Consider the following 17,725-nt stretch of genomic DNA (forward strand, 5'->3'; position numbering starts at 1 on the left):
GATGTGCCCCCGACCGTCACAGAACGCATGACGTCGGCGCCCGGGCAACCGGGCCGCGACGATGCAGCGGAACCGGACGCGGCCGGGCTCGGCGAAGCGATCAGGACCGGCCGCGTACCGGTGGTCCCCGGATCGCTGGTCGACCTGGTCATGCGTTCTGGCTCCGACGACGCCTCCGACCCCTCCCCCACCGATTCCGGGCCCGCCCCGGACAGTGCGTCCCGCCCCGGCTCGGCCGGGGACGGCTCCCGTACGGGTGAACCCCGGACGGGTGCCGGGACGCCGTCCGGCACGACCACCCCCGGTGCCACGACCGGCCGCACCGGCGGTGACCCGGCCGGGCCGTCCACCTCGGTCGCGCCACCACCGACCGGTGCCGCCGGTACGTACCCCGGCACCGGCCCGGGTGGCGCCGGCACCGGCGGCACCGGGTTCACCGACCTGGTCCGTGGCAGCGGAGCCTCCGGGAGCACGTCCAGCCAAGCCGGGCCCGCCGGTAGCCGCCCGACGCCGTCGCCACGCTCCGCCTCCGCAGGCTCGGGGAACCGTGCCGACCAGGCCACGACCGGATTCGACACCGGCGACGACTCCTATGCCGACCTCGGTGACCTCGGCGACGACCCGCTGGGCATCGGATCGCTGCCCGCCGACGGCTCCGGGGCCCAGGAGCCGGTCGACCCGCTGCACACCCCGGCGGACCGGTTCGCCCCGCCGCCCTCGTTCGCACCGGCGCCCACCGCCGGGACCGCACCGGCCCCGGACGCCCCGTCGACGGGGTCCTCCCCGTCCGCGACCGGGCACCGTGAGCCGACCGCCGCCCCGACCGGTCGGTCCGCCGCGCCGGCGTCCGCCCCGGAGCCGTCCGACGGGTCGACCGCCACCCCCGCCGACGGTCGTCGCAGGACGGGCGGGCCGGTCGGCACCGACGGCGTCCCGGTGACCGAACCCGCGCCCACCGTGGTGCCGCCGATCGCACCCCCGCCACGGCCGATCGAGGAGACCGCCGAGGTGACGCACCCGGATCCCGCCCCCGGCAGACCTGCCGGCCCTGCGCAGTCCACTCCGGACACGCACGACCCGGACCCGGCCGGGGACCCGCCGTCGTCGAAGCGGTGGCCCCCGCGGCCACCGCTGTCCGGCGCCGACGGACCGGAGACCGACATCCTGCCGCCCGGTGCGTTCCTCGGGCACTACCCGTCGGCGTCCGACTCCGACCAGCAGGCCCGGCCGGACGACCGGGGCGCGCGGACGGACACCCCGGCACCGGGGAGCCGTCCGACCATGCCCGGCCGCCGGCGCCCGGCGGCGTCCGAGCCGGATCGGCTTCCCGCTCCGCGGCCCGCGATGGGCGGCCCGGCGATGGCCGAGCTGTCCGGCAACGACCTGTTCGCGGCGCCGGGCGGTGCCGGGAGCAGCCGTGGTTTCGGCGAGTTGCCCGACCGCGGAACCCTTCCGTCGGACCCCACCGGCCGTGAGGGCACCGCCGGGGCCGACCAGACCGACGGTCCTGCCGGGACGCCCCCGGGCACCGGGGCCCTCCCTGCCCGCGCGATGCCCGATCACCGGGGTTCGGATCCGAGGTCCGGGGCCGTCCCCACCTCCGGCGGCGCAACGGACCGGACGGTCCCGGCCGCCGGCGAGTACCGCTCCGCGGCCGCACGGGTCTCCGGGGCGTTCCCCGCGCCGGACGGGACGACCGCTCGCCCGGGCCCGTCCGCGGGACCGGGTGCCTCGGCCGAGCACCCCGGCACCGGAGAGGTCCCGGGCGCCGCCCCCGCATCCGAGCGGTCACGCGAGCGCCCCGAACCGGGCGCACCGCCGTTGCCCGGACCGGGTGAGCAGGCCGAGCGTCCCGCTGCCGGACCGGCCTCGGGCACGTTCCCGGCGCCGGACCGGACGAGCGAGCGCCCGGGCCCCGCTGCGGCCACGGGATCCTTCCGGGCACCGGGCGGGCCGTCCGGGACCCGCCCGGTTCCGGACGCCCGGGCCGACCCGCAGGCCGGGGGGTGGGGACCGCCCGCCGCCGGCGCGTCCGCGTGGGCTCCGCAGGGCCCCACCGGGTCGCGCGACCGGCCACGCACGCCCGGCTCCCCCGGGGCGCCGGATCCGACGGCCGGCGAGACCACCGTGACGATGGGTGCCGTCGGCGACGACGGGCGTCCCCGGCCCGCCGGTACCCGGACGACCCAGCAGGACGCCGCCGAGAGCACCGCGCGGACCGCGGCACGACCGGCGCCGAGCACCGACGGTGACGAGCGGTCCCCCGATGAGCGGGGCGGGCGGAACGCCGCGGCGGCCGCCGCGGTCGGCGCGGTCTCGGTGGCCGCGACCCGTGCCGCCGCCGGCAAGGCCGACCCGGGCGGCACGGATGGCACCGGGAGCACGGTCGACGCCGATGACGTCGACGGCGCCGGCGATGCCGGTGCACCGGAGCCCACGACCAAGACGATCACCCCGCGCCGCGAGGCGATCATGTCGGCGAAGCCGCGCAACGGCCGCCGCGGCGTCTCCCCGGCCGGGCTCGCGATCGCCCTGGCGATCCTGCTGCTCGGGACGCTGACGGTGTGGGCGATGTTCTCGCCGACCCCGCAGAACGACGGCGCGGCCCCGGACCGCCCGGCGGCGAGCGACTCCGGAGCCGGTTTCGGGCCGCGACCGGCCGCCGCACCGGCCGGGACCAGCCTCGCGCAACCGACGGTGCGCGCGACCGTCCCGGCCGGGCGGTCCCCGGTCGCGGTCGCCGCGACAGCCGGCGGTACGGCACTCGTCGCCGTGGAGGACGCGAACCGGCTGCTGGTGGTCGACGGCGCGTCCGACGCCGTCACCGCCGAGGTGCCGCTCCCGGCCACGCCCCAGGGCGTCACCGCCTCGCCCGACGGGACCCGCGCGTTCGTCAGCATGTCCGACGGCAGCGGTGGGCAGATCGCTGTCGTCGACGTCCCCGGTGGGACGGTCGTCTCCACGGTGCCGGTGACCGCCGACCCGGGCGGAGCCGTCACCTCCGCGGACGGACGGTTCCTCTACGTGCCGTCCCGGGCGGAGGGCGTGATCGACGAGCTCGACCCGTACGCCGGCGTCGTCACGCGTTCCGTCCCGATCTCCCGGGACCCCTACGCGGCGACCACGAACGACGCCGCTGATCGCGTCTACGTCGCCACCCGCGGCGCCGACCAGCTGACCGTGCTGGACCCGAACACGCTCGCCGTGCTCGGCAGCTTCCCGGTCGCCGGGGGCGCCGAGGCCGTCGCCGTCACCCCGGCCGCCGCCCCGGAGACGCTGGTCGCGGTGGCCGGGCCGGACTCGGACACCGTCAGCATTCTGAATCCTGCCGACGGCAGCGAGGTCGCCACGGTGGAGGCCGCCGGTGGGCCGACCGGGCTGGCGTTCGCCCCGGACGGCGGGCACCTCTACGTCACGACCGGGCAGGGCCTGCAGACCTTTGAGACCGCCACTGACACCTCCACCTGGGAGGTCGCCGGCACCACCGACGTCGCCCAGCAGCCCACCGCCGTGTCCGTCGCCCCCGACGGCCGCACCGGCTGGGTCACCGGGGACGGCGAGGTCAGCGTCCTGAACCTGGCCTGATCACCCGGTGACGGTGAGCGGCAGCGAGACCACACGGCGGCGCACGACGGCCCCGTAGCGGGCGTCGAGACGCATCCACGACCCGGACGCCGACACCCGCACCCGGCGGTCGCCCGGAGCGTTCGGGGCCGGTCCGGAACCCAGGAACCCCATCCCGGACATCGCGAACAGCACCCGCATCGGCACGCGCACCGGCCCGCCGGCCTCGGGCGGCGACACCGTCAGCACGGTCTGATCCAGCAACGACGCCGGCGGCCCCATCGGCCCGGCGTGTTCCCGGGCCAGCGCGAGGCCCCGATCGGCGAGGGCGTCCAGCTCACCGGCGGGCACCTCGTCCACCCGTGACCAGCCGTCGGGTGGGGGCAGCTCGTCGAGCCACGACGCCGCCGGGCCGGGGTCGATCTCCTCGGCCCGCTCCACCGCCAGCGCCGTGAGCAGCGTCGACGCGTGCGCGGTGACCGCGGTCCCGCCGTCGAGCCGCCCGGTGACGGACCGGGTGACCAGCACGTCGAACGGCGTGCGGGCCCACGCCGTCACACGGTCCCCCGCCGAGGTCAGCCGGATCGCGGCGGCCTGGTCGAGCCGCACCACCCGCGCCGTGAACGCGCCCAGGTCGTCCCGCTCGGACGGGTCCGCCAGCCGGAGGATCATGACACCTCTCCCAGGAAGCGCCTCAGGTAGTCACGTTCGTCGCCGGTGAGTCGCCGCACGCGTTGTGCCTCCAGGTCGTAGAGCGCCATCGAAGTCCAGGCCGTCACCGCGACCGGGTCGTCCGCGCCGGACCCGTCGCGCAGCACGTAGTCGAGGGTGAACGACGCGGCCCGCAGGTCCCGCACGGTGATCTCCACCCGCAGGGGCTCGGCGCGCCAGGGCAGCTGCCGCTTGTAGTCCACGTGCAGCCCGGCGACCAGCAGCCCGGACGCGAACCCGGTCATCCCCTCCTCCCCGGCGCCGGTGAAGGCCAGCGCGACGCGGGCCTCCTCGATCAGCGTGACGATCCGGGCGTGGTTCACGTGCCGGTAGGCGTCCTGGTCGGTCCAGCGCAACGGGACCAGGTGGACGAACGGCCCGGTGCCGGACGACCCAGTGACGGATGGCTCAGCAGAAGTTGCGGACGTGCCCGACATGTCCCCGAGTCCTACCGGGCCAGCCCACGCAGCTGGCGAGAGATCACCGACAACGTGGCCAGGTCCAGCGACGCCGAGGCGCCGATCTCCTCCAGGGCGGTCCGGGCGCGGGACAGCTTCGACGCGTTCGCCTGCTCCCAGGCCGCGATCGCCTCGTCGACACCGGTGCCGGGCGGGGTCTCCCGCAGCGCGTCGAGGGTCACCGACCGCAGCGAGCCGTACAGGTCGTCGCGCAGCGCGAGCCGGGCCAGCGCGTGCCACCGGTCGCCGCGGTCGAGCCTGCTCCCCGCCGACAACGCCTGGTCGACGCCGAGGTGCTCGGACAGCGCGTAGTACAGCCGGGCCACCTCGGCGGCCGGACGCGGTTCCTTCTCCCGGTCGGACAGCTCCACGACCTCGACCACGTCGAGCAGACCGTAGGCGTACAGCGAGAGGGCGGCCGGGCGGACCAGGCCCTCCGGCACACCGGACTCCCGCAGGCTCGCCGCCTGCTCCCGCACCGAGTCCAGCTCGCGGCCCTGCAGCAGCTCGGGCAGCTGGCCCCGCAGCCGGGCGATCGGCTCGGCGAACCGGCTGATCTCCGCACCGACGGCCAGGGGCTGGGGCCGGTTGGTGAGGAACCAGCGTGAGACCCGGTCGAGCAGCCGGCGCGACTGAAGCACGACGGTGTCGGCGACGGCCACCGGCACGTCGGCGCTCCGGACCGCCGCCCAGAGCTCGGGCAGCTCGAACACCCGGGTCGTGACGGTGTAGGCGCGCAGGACGTCGCCCGGGCCGGCCGCGATCTCCTCCCCGAGGCGGAACGCGTAGCTGAGCCCCGCGCCGTCGACCATCTCGTTGACCAGCTTCGTGGCGATGATCTCGCGGCGCAGCGGGTGGGTACGGACGGCGTCGCCGAAACGCTCCCGGACCTGGGCCGGGAAGTAGTCCGGCAGCGGCGGCTCGAACGCCGGACGGTCCGGCAGGTCGGTCTCCACGATCCGGGCGGTGAGGTCGAGTTTGGTGTGGGCGAGCAGGGTCGCGAGCTCGGGACCGGTCAGGCCCAACCCCGCCTCGTCGAGCTCGTCGAACCCGGTGGCCGAGGGCAGCACCTCCAGCTCGCGGTCCAGCCCGGCCCGTTCGACGAGATCGGTGACCATGCGGCCGTGCACGGAGACCATGCCGGGGGCGTGGGCACGCGCGACACCGAGCACGTTGTTCTGCGCGATGTTGTCGGCCAGCACCAGGTCGGCGACGTCGTCGGTCATCGACGCGAGCAGCTCGTTGCGGGCCGGCCCGTCGAGCGTGCCCTCCGTGACCGGGCGGTCGAGCAGGATCTTGATGTTGACCTCGTGGTCGGAGCAGTCGACCCCGGCCGAGTTGTCGATCGCGTCGGTGTTGACCCGGCCCGGCACGCCGTCGCGCCCGCCGGCACGGGCGTACTCGATGCGGCCGCGCTGGGTCAGGCCCAGGTTGCCGCCCTCACCGACGACCCGGACCCGCAGGTCGCGCCCGTCCACCCGGATCGTGTCGTTGGCCTTGTCCCCGACGTCGGCATGGGTCTCGGTGGAGGCCTTCACGTAGGTGCCGATGCCCCCGTTCCACAACAGGTCGGCCGGCGCCTGCAGGATCGCGTGGATCAGCTCGGGCGGCGACATCGCCGTGACCGTCCCGGGCAGGCCGAGCGCGGTGCGCATCTCCGGCCCGACCGGCACCGACTTCGCGGTGCGCGGCCACACCCCGCCGCCCGCGCTGATCAGGGAGCTGTCGTAGTCCTCCCAGGTCGAGCGGGGCAGCTCGAACAGCCGGCGCCGTTCCGCGTACGACGCGGCGGCGTCCGGGGTGGGGTCGACGAACACGTGCCGGTGGTCGAACGCGGCGACCAGCCGGATGTGCTCGGAGAGCAGCATCCCGTTGCCGAACACGTCACCGGACATGTCGCCGATGCCGACGACGGTGAACTCCTGGCTCTGGGTGTCGAGGTCGAGCTCGCGGAAGTGGCGCTTCACCGACTCCCAGGCACCGCGGGCGGTGATGCCCATGGCCTTGTGGTCGTAGCCCACCGACCCGCCGGAGGCGAACGCGTCGCCGAGCCAGAAGCCGTAGTCCCCGGCGATGGAGTTGGCCAGGTCGGAGAACGTCGCGGTGCCCTTGTCCGCGGCGACGACGAGGTAGGAGTCGTCGCCGTCGTGCCGGACGACATCCGGTGGCGGCAGGGTCTCGGTGCTGCCGTCCGGGTGGGTGAGCAGGTTGTCGGTGACGTCGAGCAGCCCGGAGATGAACGTCGTGTAGCAGGCCCGCACGTGCTCGGGGTCCGGCGTGGGCCGGCGCACGACGAAGCCGCCCTTCGCACCGACCGGCACGATGACGGCGTTCTTCACCGCCTGAGCCTTCACCAGACCGAGGATTTCGGTGCGGTAGTCCTGCTGCCGGTCGGAGAACCGCAGCCCACCGCGGGCGATCGGGCCGAACCGCAGGTGCACGCCCTCGGCGTCCGGGGAGTACACGAAGATCTCGAAGCGCGGCCGCGGCAGCGGCATGTCCGGCACCGCCGCCGGGTCCAGCTTGAACGAGAAGAACGCCCGGCCGCGGAACCAGTTGGTGCGCAGCGTCGACTCGATCACCGCGAGCAGGCCGCGCAGGATGCGGTCCGCGTCCAGGCCGCTGACCTGGTCGATCAGCGCGGTGACGTTCGCCAGGGCACGCTCGTGGGCGGCGTCGCGCTCGGCCGGGTCGGTCGTCGCCGGGTCGAACCGGGCCCGGAACAGCGTGATCAGCCCCTGGGCGACCTGCGGGTGGTTCACCAGCACGTTCGCCGTGTACTGCAGCGTGAACAGACCACCGAGCTGACGGGTGTAGCGACTGTAGGCACGCAGCACGGCGGCCTCGCGCCAGTGCAGCCCGGCACGCAGGACGAGCGCGGAGAACCGGTCGGACTCGGCGTCGCCGCGCCACGCCGCGGCGAACGCCTCCTCGAACCGGGTCCCGGTGTCCTCGACGGTCACGGCCGGCGCCGCGGGTGCGCCCGACGGCTCGGGCGCGCGCAGCCCGAAGTCGTAGAGCCAGCAGTGCCGGCCATCGGGCCGGGTGAACTCGAAGGGACGCTCATCGACGACGTCGACGTCGAGCTGCTGCAGCAGCGGCAGCACCCGGGTCAGGGTCGCCGGGGCGTCACCCAGGTAGAGCGCGAACCGGATGTCGTCGTCGGTCGTGCGGTAGAGCCGCAGGTCGAACGCGTCGGTGTCGTCGGGACCGCCGCCGAGTGCCATCAGCCGGCGCAGGTCCTCCACCGCGCGCTCCGGGACGACCCCGGCCTTGTAGGACTCGGGGACGCCGGCGAGCATCGGGCGCGCCGACGGCCCGGCGTCACCGAGCGCGGTGACCAGCAGGTCGTCCCAGCTGCGGGTGGCCTCGGCGATCTCGTCCTGCAGGGCGGCCACGTCGTAGGCGACGGGTTCCGCGGACGGGTCGGTGGCGACGGTGAGGTGCAGCATCGCCAGCTCGGCGTCGCCGACCTGCGCGGTGTAGGTGACATCGCTGCCCTGGAGCCGCTCGCGGAGGATGTCGGTGATGCGCAGCCGGGTGTCGGTCGTGTAGCGGTCCCGCGGCAGGTAGACCAGGCAGGAGAGGAACCGCCGGTACGGGTCCGGGTGCACGAACAACCGGACCGCGCGTCGTGCGCTGGCCTCCAGCACGCCGACACCGGTGTCGTGCAGCCGCCGTTCCGAGGACGAGAACAGCTCCGTGCGGGGCAGCACGGAGAACACCTCGAGCATCTGCTGACCCGAGTAGGAGTCCGCGGGGAAGCCCGCGCGGCGGATCGCGCCCCGGATACGGCGGGCCACCACCGGAATGTCCAGCACGGACTCGTGGCGGGCGGGCACGGTGAGCATGCCGAGGAAGCGGTGCTCCCCGACGACGGTCCCGGCGGCGTCCCGGGTGCGGACGCCCACGTAGTAGGGGTGCACCGGCCGCAGCACCCGGCTGCGCTCGCTCGCCCGGGTGATCAGCAACGGGCCGGCCGGGTCCTCGGCGCCGAGCTCGCCCTCCTCCGGGAGGAACAGGTTGGCGCCGGCGTCGCCCGGGCGCAGGACCCCGAGCCCGGTGTCGGTGTCGGGTTGCAGACGGCCGTCGCGGCGCGCGTAGTGCCGGTAGCCGATGAAGACGAAGTGGTCGTCGACCAGCCAGCGCAGCAGGTCGGCGACCTCACCCGGGTCCACGCCGTCGCCGTGCGAGGTGATCCCGGTCAGGTCGTCGGCCAGCGCCCGGACCCGGTGGGTCATGGCGGAGGAGTCGTCGATGACCTGGCGGACGTCGGACAGGGTGCGTTCCAGCTCGGAGCGCAGCGCCTCCCGGTCGAGCTGCCCGGACGAGACGACGTCGAGGTGCATCCACGACTCGGCGAGCGCGTCACCCGGCTCGCTCGGGTCGGCGTCGGTGTCGACGCCGGTGAGGTTCCCCGTGCCGTCGCGGTCGACGACCAGGATCGGGTGCACGACCCGCCGGACGGTGCCGCCGACGCGTCCGACCCCGGCGAGCACCGACTCGACCAGGTAGGGCATGTCGTCGGTGACGATGTCGACCGTGGTCGCCTCACCCGGCCCGGAGACGACGTCGACCGCGGCCCGGCCGGGCTCCCGGCGCGCGGCGAGCGCGAGATGCGCATCGACCACGGTGGCCGGGCCGGGCAGCACGGGGCCGCCGGTGTCCTCCGCCTCCGGGGTGTGCCGCACGTAGAACCGGACGAGGTCCGCGGCGGCGGTACCGCCCGGTCGCGGACCACTCCCCGACCGCACGTCCACGTCCGCTGTGCTCCCCGTGTCACCCGTCGTACCGTTGCTCACGTCCCACTCCGGCCCCCGCGCGTCCATGACGCTCGCCACCCTAGCCTCCGGCCCCGACGGTTCCGGGCGGGCGACGAGCGATGTGCACGGGCACATCGGTGCAGGTCGGTCAGATCTCGCGGTACGCGGCGAGGGCGCCGGCGAGGAGATCGGCGAGACCCATGCCCTCGGGGATCGCGTTCGGATCGTCGGGCGTGTCCGTACGGTCGTCGGACGGTGTCGTGCTACCGCGCTCCGTCCGGCTCCCGACGCCGGGTCCGACCGGTCCTGGCGACGCTGCCGACGCGGAGGCCCACACCGACCCCGGCGCCGCTGCCGTTCCCGAGGACACCGCTGACCTCGACGACGCTCCCGTTCGCGCACCGGCACTGTTCCGGTCCGCCGACCTCGTGGAGTTCGTGGTGGCGGACTCCGTGGTGGCCGACTCCATGGTGGCCGACCTCGCGGTGGCGGACTCCGTCGCGGCCGACCTCGCGGTGGCGGGCTCCGTCGCGGCCGACCTCGCGGTGGCGGACGTCGTGGTGGCGGGCGTCGTGGTGGCGGGCGTCGTGCTGGCGCCTGCCTGCCCGGTCCCGGCCGACACGGTCTCGGCGGGCCGGGAGTCCGGCGTCTCCCGGGCGTCGGCGCGGGCGGACCGCAGCGTCCACACGTCGGCTCCACCGGCGGCACCGGTCCGGTTGCCGGAGGTGTCGTCGGCATCGCTCGGCCGGTCCGCGGCGCGGGCTCTGCGCCCGTTTCGTTTCGGCAGGTCCGCCGGGCCGTCGCCCTCGCTCACCGAGGACCAGGCCACCGGACGCCCCTCGCGACCGGTGTGCTGCCCGCCCTGCCGCTCACCGAGGTCGAGGTGCGCGCGCACCATGTCCGCCAGCCGGCGGTCGGCGCCGGGGGTGTCCCGTTCCGTCACGCCGGGAGCCGGTGACGCGGTGTTCGCTCCGGCAGCGGTGCCGGGCCGGTCGACGCCGCGGGCGCTCGGGGTCGGTCCGCTCCCGGACGCCGCGGTGGTCGCCGGGTCGTCCGGCACGGTCGCGGACTCGTCGCGGCTGGCTGCGTCCCCTCCGGCCGGTTCACGGTGCCCTGCGGTGGTGCCGGAACGGGACCGCCCGTCGGAACGACGCCGGCCGCCGCTGCCCGGCCGCACCTCGATACCGGCCGCGAACAGCGGCGAGACCGCCCCGTCGGCTGCCCTGCGGCGCCCGGCGCGACCCTCACCCCCGGCACCGGGCTCGACCCCGGCCGCGAACTCGGGCTCGGGCTCGGGCTCGGGCCACGGTGAGGGCAGCGAGGTCGCCATGGCGGATCCTGCCACCGGTTCGGCATGGGCCGCTGCGGCGTGCTCGGCACCATCCGCTGTGCCGTTCCCGGCGGGGCACGCTGGGTCGTTCCCGGCGGCGCCGGCTGCGTCGTTCCCGGCGGCGTCCGCTGGGTCACCCGTGCCATGGCCCGGACTCCGACCGGCCCCGGGGACGACGCCGTCCACCGTGAACCGACCGCCGGGGCCGCTACCGGCCCGCCCGCCGGCCGTCGTCGACAGCGGTGCTTGAAGTGCCGGCTCGTCCGGCCCGGTCAGATCCCGGACGAGCTCGTCTCCTTCGGCCCCGTGCGGACCGATGCAGCGCAGGCGCAGTGCGGCCCCGGCCGGTAGCCCACCCCGGTGCACCCGGCCCGCGAGGTGCGCGGAGAGCGAACGCGCCCAGAGGAGGGCGGTCACGCGATCCGCGTCAGGCAGCGCGATACGCACCATCGCGTCGTCGGGCCTCGCGGTCCCGGACGGCGGGACCAGCCGACGCGACCGCATCGCGATCTCCTCCAGCACCGCCGCGGCGGCGTCGCCGGTCACCGGCGAGCTGTCCGGGTCGACGACGTCCACGACGATCGACCGGTCGACCCCCGCCGAGGGCCCGGCTCCGTGCCGTGCGACGCCACGCCCGACGCCCCGCCCCGTATCACCGCTGTCGTCGGTGCCGGGCTCACCGCGTCCGCCCAGCTCCGAACCTCCGAACAGGGACACATCTGCCGTGGTGGCGGCACCGGCACCGGCGTCGTGCCCGGCACCCCCGACCTCGGCGTCGCCGGGGAGGGCCGCACCGCCCCGGCCGTGGTCACCGCCGGCCTCGCGGTCACCCCGGACACCGGCCTTCGTGGCCGCGTCGACGTCCGCGGGCTTCCCGAGACCCCCCACCCTCGGTGACCGGCCCCGGCCGATGCCCGCGCTCCCGCCGCGCAGCTCGGCGAGGAGCGCGTCGGCAAGTGGGGCACCGCTGCCGCGGGTATCGGGCGTGACGGTCTCTGCGGGCTCATCCCACCCCGCCCACTCCGCCCGGGCGAACACCTCCGGGGCGGCCCCCGGGCCGACGGCGTCCGACGAGCGGCCGGCGGGGGGCGCTGTCCCGTTCCCCATCCCGCTGCCGGTCAGCATGCCCGACACACCCAGCGGGTCGGCGGGATCGATCGCGGGTGCCGGTGCGTCGCCGCGGTCCCTCGCGTCACGGACCCTGTCGCGTTCACGCGATGTGCGGTCGTCCCGAACGTTCGCGGCGGCCGGCCCGGTGACCGGGTCCGGAGCGGGCCACCGCGGCCGAGCGTCGTCCGCCGAGACCGCAGCATCGGCCGAGACCACAGCATCCCCCGAGACCGCAGTACCCGCGCCGTCGTACTCCTCCGGGGCCGTGGCGGCCGTACCGTGGCCCTCCCCCGGAACCGTGGCGGCGGTGCCGTTGCGCTCGTCCGAGAGCGTGGCGGCCTTACCGTTGCGCTTCTCCTGCACCACCCTGGCCGTGCCGTTGCGCTCCCCCCGCGCAGCCGAGGTCAGGCCGTTGCGGTCCGCCGGGACAGCGGTGGTCGCACCGTCGCGCCCCCGGCTCGGTCCACCGTCGTCGGGGCGGGCGTGCGCCGCTCGCCGCACGGTTGTGGATGCGGACGCGGCCCCGCGCGTATCGCCGGAGGCGCGTTCCGCGGAACCGGACCCCGGAAGCGGACTGCTCCCGGGTGCGGACCGGACTGCCGAGCGACGTCGGCGGGACCGCGGGTGGGCACCGGCGACCGGAAGTACCGCGGCGACCGCCTGCCGGAAGCGGCGAGCACGATCGCGGTCGAGCTGTTCGGCCTCGGTCGCCGACCGCATCGCCTCGAGGGCCTCCCGGTACCGGCCGGCACCTTCGTGCAGCTCGGACTGGGCGGTCCGGCACGCCGTGACCAGTGCGGGGACACCGGCGGCGCCGGCACCGGCCGCCACATCGGCGAGCACCCGGGAGGTCCGGTCGGCCGGCCCGGCATCGGCCCGGGCGAGGGTCAGCCGCAACAGCACACCCTGCCGGCCGGCCTCGGCGGCGTCATGCTGCGCGGACGCGGCCCAGACTGCCTGCACCGTGGGCCGGCCGCCGTCGAGCAGCGCAGTGATCCACTGGCTGAGCAGCGCAGCTGCCAGGTGCGCGGAGAGCGGGCGGGCGTCCGGGCGGTCCGGGGTCCAGCCGAGCTCCGCCAGCCCGCGCAACGCCCGCTCGACGGCCTGCTCGTGGTCTCCGCACGCACGATGGACCGATCCGACGACGAGGTCGGCGAACGCCGCCGTGTCGCCACCGAACTCGGCGCCGCAGTCCTCGACCTCCCGCCGGAGCAGGTCGAGATCGTCACCGCTCTGCCCGGCGAGCGCACACCGGACCTCGACCGCGAGCCGGTCGAGCCGCAGCAGCCCCGGTTCCTCGCCCGGGCCGTCGTCGGCCAGCCCGCTGACGAGAGCACGGGCGGTATCGAACTCGCCGTCCGCCTGAGCGACCGTCGCCAGCTCGACACGCAACCGCGACGCCTCCGGCCGGGCCAGCACCTCCGCACCCGGCGGAGGGCCCGGTACGGCCGGGACGAGGTCGCTGGGACGCCCGGTACCGGTCACGCCGCCGAGGACGGCGGTGGCGACGTCCCGGGCGTCCCCGCCCGCGGCGTGCCCGGCGAGCATCCAGCCGGCGGCCTGCACCCAGCGGAGATCGTCACCGTCCGCGACGGCGCGGACGCACGCGTACCCGGCCAGTTCCGCGGTCAGCAGCGGTCGCTGCCATCGCAGCGCCGCCGCTGTCCGCAGTTCGGCTGTCGTCGCGCCGGCGGCGCGGTGACCCAGGTCGGACGTCACATACCCTCCCGTGACACCACCGGCCCGGTACACCCGTGCCGCGTCGTCGCGTCCGCAGTACCCGAACCGGGCCGGCTGGGGGCGGCCCGGCGGAGTGGTGCTCAGTCGCGGGTGAGCTTACGGTGCGTGACCCGGTGGGGTCGCGCCGCCTCCGGACCGAGACGCTCGATCTTGTTCTTCTCGTAGGCCTCGAAGTTGCCCTCGAACCAGAACCAGTCCGCCGGGTTCTCGTCGGTGCCCTCCCACGCGAGGATGTGCGTGGCGACCCGGTCGAGGAACCACCGGTCGTGCGAGATGACCACCGCGCAACCGGGGAACTGCTCGAGCGCGTTCTCCAGCGAACCCAGGGTCTCGACGTCCAGGTCGTTCGTCGGCTCGTCGAGCAGGATCAGGTTGCCACCCTGCTTGAGCGTCAGCGCCAGGTTCAGGCGGTTGCGCTCACCACCGGACAGCACACCGGCCGGCTTCTGCTGGTCCGGCCCCTTGAACCCGAACGCCGCGACGTAGGCCCGCGACGGCATCTCGACGTTGCCGACCTGGATGTGGTCGAGCCCGTCGGAGACGACCTCGAAGACGGTCTTCTTCGGGTCGATCCCACCCCGGTTCTGGTCGACGTAGGAGAGCTTGACCGTGTCGCCGACCTTCACCTCGCCCGAGTCCGGCTCCTCGAGCCCGACGATGGTCTTGAACAGGGTCGTCTTGCCGACACCGTTCGGGCCGATGACGCCGACGATGCCGTTGCGCGGCAGCGTGAAGGACAGGTCCTTGATCAGCTGTCGCCCGTCGAAGCCCTTGTCCAGGTGCGAGACCTCGACGACCTGGTTCCCCAGCCGCGGGCCCGGCGGGATCTGGATCTCCTCGAAGTCCAGCTTGCGGTGCCGCTCGGCCTCGGCGGCCATCTCCTCGTACCGGTCGAGGCGGGAACGGCTCTTGGCCTGGCGGGCCTTCGGGTTCGAACGGACCCAGGCCAGCTCGTCCTTCAGGCGTCGCTGCAGCTTGACGTCCTTCTTGCCCTGGACCGCGAGCCGCTCGGCCTTCTTCTCCAGGTAGGTGGAGTAGTTGCCCTCGTAGGGGAAGGTCCGGCCGCGGTCCAGCTCGAGGATCCAGCCGGCGACGTTGTCGAGGAAGTACCGGTCGTGCGTGACCGCCAGGACCGCACCCGGGTAGTTCGCCAGGAACTGCTCCAGCCACAGCACGCTCTCGGCGTCCAGGTGGTTGGTGGGCTCGTCGAGGAGCAGCAGGTCGGGCTGCGAGAGGAGCAGCTTGCACAACGCCACCCGGCGCCGCTCGCCACCCGAGAGGTGGGTGACCTCGGCGTCGCCGGGCGGGCAGCGCAGGGCGTCCATCGCCTGCTCCAGCTGCGAGTCGATCTCCCACGCGTCCGCGTGGTCGAGCTCCTCCTGGAGCTTGCCCATCTCCTCCATCAGCTCGTCGGTGTAGTTCGTCGCCATCTCCTCGGCGATCGCGTTGTACCGATCGAGCTTGACCTTGACCTCGCCCAGACCCTCCTCGACGTTGCCGAGGACGGTCTTCTCCTCGTTGAGGGGCGGCTCCTGCTGCAGGATGCCGACCGTGGCACCGGGCCGCAGGAAGGCGTCCCCGTTGTTGGCGTGTTCCAACCCTGCCATGATCTTCAGGACGGTCGATTTCCCGGCCCCGTTGGGGCCCACGACGCCGATCTTCGCCCCCGGGAGGAAGCTGATCGACGCGTTCTCCAGGATGACCTTGTCGCCATGCGCCTTGCGCACGTTCCGCATCGTGTAAATCAGGTCCGCCACGAATGCAATGGTAGTTCGCTCGCAGTCAGCCCTCGGAAGCCGGTACGGCCGCTACTGCCCGTAGCCTCCCGTCGTCGGTGGCACCGTCGGTCGCGGTGTCGGCCGTGGTGTCGAACGGGTCGTTCATCTCCTCCGGCTCGTCACCGGGCGGCTCGTCCCACGCCTCGGCAGTTCGGCGGGCGCCACCCTGTTCGCGGTCCTGGTAGGACGACGACCGCGCCGGCGCCAGCACCGACGAGAACCGCAGGTCATAGCCGACGCTCACCGGGTCGATCTTGGGCGTCTTCCGCAGGACACCGTCGCGGTCGGTCCACTCCTCGACGTAGATCCGGCCGACGACCACCACCGGGTGCCCCTTGTCGAGGGACTGGGCGACGTGCTCCGCGAGGTGCCGCCAGCACGTGACGGTGTAGTAGGTGCGGGCGACGTCGTGCCACTCCTTGCTGTTCGGGTCGCGGCGCCGGTAGTTCGAGGCGACGGTCAGTTCGGTGACCGGATACCCCTTCGGGCTGTACCGCAGGGTCGGCTTGCGGGTCACGTTGCCGCTGATGATGATCTGGTCGACGGACATGAGGTCCTCCGGGGTTGCACGTCGGGTCGTTGTCGCCCTTCGAGCATCGCCGTCAGCACCCGGGTTGCGGCCACGTTCTGCAGCGCTGTGGATGGTTCACGCACTTGGGGATGGAGCACAGGTCCCGCGCTCGTCGGGGCCGCCGACCGTCGGCCCGTCGTGCTGACGCCTCGTCGCGAAACGACCCGCCCGTCGGCCGATACCGGCACCGCCGAGACCGGGGCGATGGTCACCTCGGCGAATCCCCGTGCCGGCCGAACCAGGAGCCGACGGCACGCCGCGGTGACCCCTCGACGCCCGGGTGCAGCCTCGCCGGCAGCACGGCCGCCGCACGTCGACAGGAGCGCGCCGTGGACCCCGGCCCCGGCTTCGACCCCGGCCCCGGCTTCGACACCGACAGATCGCTCCTGAGCCGCTCCAGCACGACGGCAGCCGACCGGAGAGCAGCCGTGCTGCTCCCCGTACTCCACGGGGAACCGGCGGAGAGCCGGCCACACGTGGCACCCCACCGCATCCACCACAGCCCTGGGCTCCCGATCCCGTACCGAGACTGCGCCGTAGCGAGGCTGGGTCGTAGCGAGGCTGGGTCGTACCGCGCTCCCCGAACCGGGACCCAGTCACAGCAGACCGCCGCCGACGAGCGACCGCGCGGCTGCGGCCTCCCCCGAGCCCGGAGCCTTCACGACGGCGGTGGCCCTCACCGCAGCCGCGGGGCCTCGGGCCATCCCGATGCGTCGTCGCCGGGTGGGCGGTGCTGCGCGGCGCCGTCGATCACATCGGCGATGCGCGATCGGAGAGGTTGCGCCGACGCGGGGCGGCGCCTGTCCCCGTCGCTGTGGCCCCGAGTCGTTCACGACAGCGATGGCTCCCCGAGCCGGTCAGTACCGAGGCGGTCAGTACGCACGACACCGTCGAAATGGCGGCGGGACAGCGCCGCCCCGGTCCCCGGTGCGCTCGTGCCCGCACAGCGCCGACATCAGGACGACACCGGTATCGCGAGAGTGTTGATCGATCACGAACTGCTCCGCGCGACGGCTCCTACGGCCGGACATGTCCGTCCGACCAGCTCGTTCACGCTCCGCACAGCCGCGGGAGCGGTGTTGCGCAGTGAGATCCGGTGCCGGGATGCCGCACGTCGCAAATCAGCAGAGCGCCGCCCCCGGCGCGCCCAGCAGCTACCTGTGACCCTTCACTCGGGCAGCCGGCGTGAGGTTGTCGGGCTCCGCGCCTCGGCGACGTAGCGGCCCGCTCCCCGACCACTGCCGAACGTCCGCTGGTGGTCGATCGCCAAGCGGGGTACCGCCGGGCGTAGCCGCCGGCCGTCGCGGCCCACAACCGGACCCCGTCGCCCTCGGCGCAATGTGCCCCGGAACGCGAAAAAGCGCTCCCGGACGAATCCGGGAGCGCTTCTCCACACATTGAATGTCGGCAGTGACCTACTCTCCCACACCCTGTCGAGTGCAGTACCATCGGCGCAGGAAGGCTTAGCTACCGGGTTCGGAATGGGACCGGGCGTTCCCCTACCGCCATAACCACCGACAACACTATCAACATATAACCCCCCGACCCACAGGCCGAAGGACCGAGCACAACCACACAAGGGTTGTGGACTCAGGGTCACACAGTGGATGCGAACAACATGTCATGGCAAGCCCTCGGCCTATTAGTACCGGTCAACTCACAACCCCTCACAGGGCTTCCATCTCCGGCCTATCAACCCA

7 protein-coding genes and 1 rRNA gene are annotated in these 17,725 nt (G+C 74.3%); 1 reads left to right on the forward strand and 7 read right to left on the reverse strand.

The window, feature by feature from the left end; all coding sequences use genetic code 11:
• Window positions 1–27: 27 nt before the first annotated feature.
• Window positions 28–3,585 (forward strand): YncE family protein, encoded by a 3,558-nt coding sequence (locus BM093_RS26010; RefSeq protein ID WP_093351301.1) that lies wholly within the window; start codon window positions 28–30, stop codon window positions 3,583–3,585.
• On the opposite strand, the gene BM093_RS26015 is transcribed toward BM093_RS26010, so the two are convergent.
• From BM093_RS26015 to rrf, 7 genes are all read right to left on the reverse strand, one after another.
• Window positions 3,586–4,236: a DUF8185 domain-containing protein gene (locus tag BM093_RS26015; RefSeq protein ID WP_093351306.1), complete on the reverse strand. Its 651-nt coding sequence runs from the start codon at window positions 4,234–4,236 to the stop codon at window positions 3,586–3,588. It abuts the gene before it with no gap.
• A complete protein-coding gene (locus BM093_RS26020; protein WP_093351311.1) occupies window positions 4,233–4,712 on the reverse strand; it encodes an acyl-CoA thioesterase in 480 nt (159 codons plus the stop codon). The genes BM093_RS26015 and BM093_RS26020 overlap by 4 nt, the downstream gene beginning before the upstream one ends.
• A gap of 11 nt (window positions 4,713–4,723) precedes the next feature.
• A complete protein-coding gene (locus BM093_RS26025) occupies window positions 4,724–9,487 on the reverse strand; it encodes an NAD-glutamate dehydrogenase (protein WP_093351355.1) in 4,764 nt (1,587 codons plus the stop codon).
• 157 nt (window positions 9,488–9,644) lie between these two features.
• Entirely contained in the window at window positions 9,645–13,655 is a 4,011-nt protein-coding gene (locus tag BM093_RS26030) for a hypothetical protein (protein ID WP_143105526.1), read from the reverse strand.
• Between the two features lie 101 nt (window positions 13,656–13,756).
• Window positions 13,757–15,433 (reverse strand): energy-dependent translational throttle protein EttA, encoded by a 1,677-nt coding sequence (gene ettA / locus BM093_RS26035; protein ID WP_093351320.1) that lies wholly within the window; start codon window positions 15,431–15,433, stop codon window positions 13,757–13,759.
• Between the two features lie 25 nt (window positions 15,434–15,458).
• Window positions 15,459–16,004 (reverse strand): single-stranded DNA-binding protein, encoded by a 546-nt coding sequence (locus BM093_RS26040; RefSeq protein WP_093351323.1) that lies wholly within the window; start codon window positions 16,002–16,004, stop codon window positions 15,459–15,461.
• A gap of 1,423 nt (window positions 16,005–17,427) precedes the next feature.
• Window positions 17,428–17,544, reverse strand: a 5S ribosomal RNA gene (rrf, locus tag BM093_RS26045).
• Window positions 17,545–17,725 lie beyond the last annotated feature (181 nt).

Source organism: Pseudonocardia ammonioxydans (assembly GCF_900115005.1).
Taxonomy (GTDB): domain Bacteria; phylum Actinomycetota; class Actinomycetes; order Mycobacteriales; family Pseudonocardiaceae; genus Pseudonocardia; species Pseudonocardia ammonioxydans.

Excerpts from the sequence above, each read along its gene's own strand:
- BM093_RS26040 (WP_093351323.1), bottom strand. The coding sequence starts at position 16,004 with ATGTCCGTCGACCAGATCATCATCAGCGGCAACGTGACCCGCAAGCCG.
- BM093_RS26020 (WP_093351311.1), bottom strand. The coding sequence starts at position 4,712 with ATGTCGGGCACGTCCGCAACTTCTGCTGAGCCATCCGTCACTGGGTCG.
- BM093_RS26015 (WP_093351306.1), bottom strand. The coding sequence starts at position 4,236 with ATGATCCTCCGGCTGGCGGACCCGTCCGAGCGGGACGACCTGGGCGCG.
- BM093_RS26010 (WP_093351301.1), top strand. The coding sequence starts at position 28 with ATGACGTCGGCGCCCGGGCAACCGGGCCGCGACGATGCAGCGGAACCG.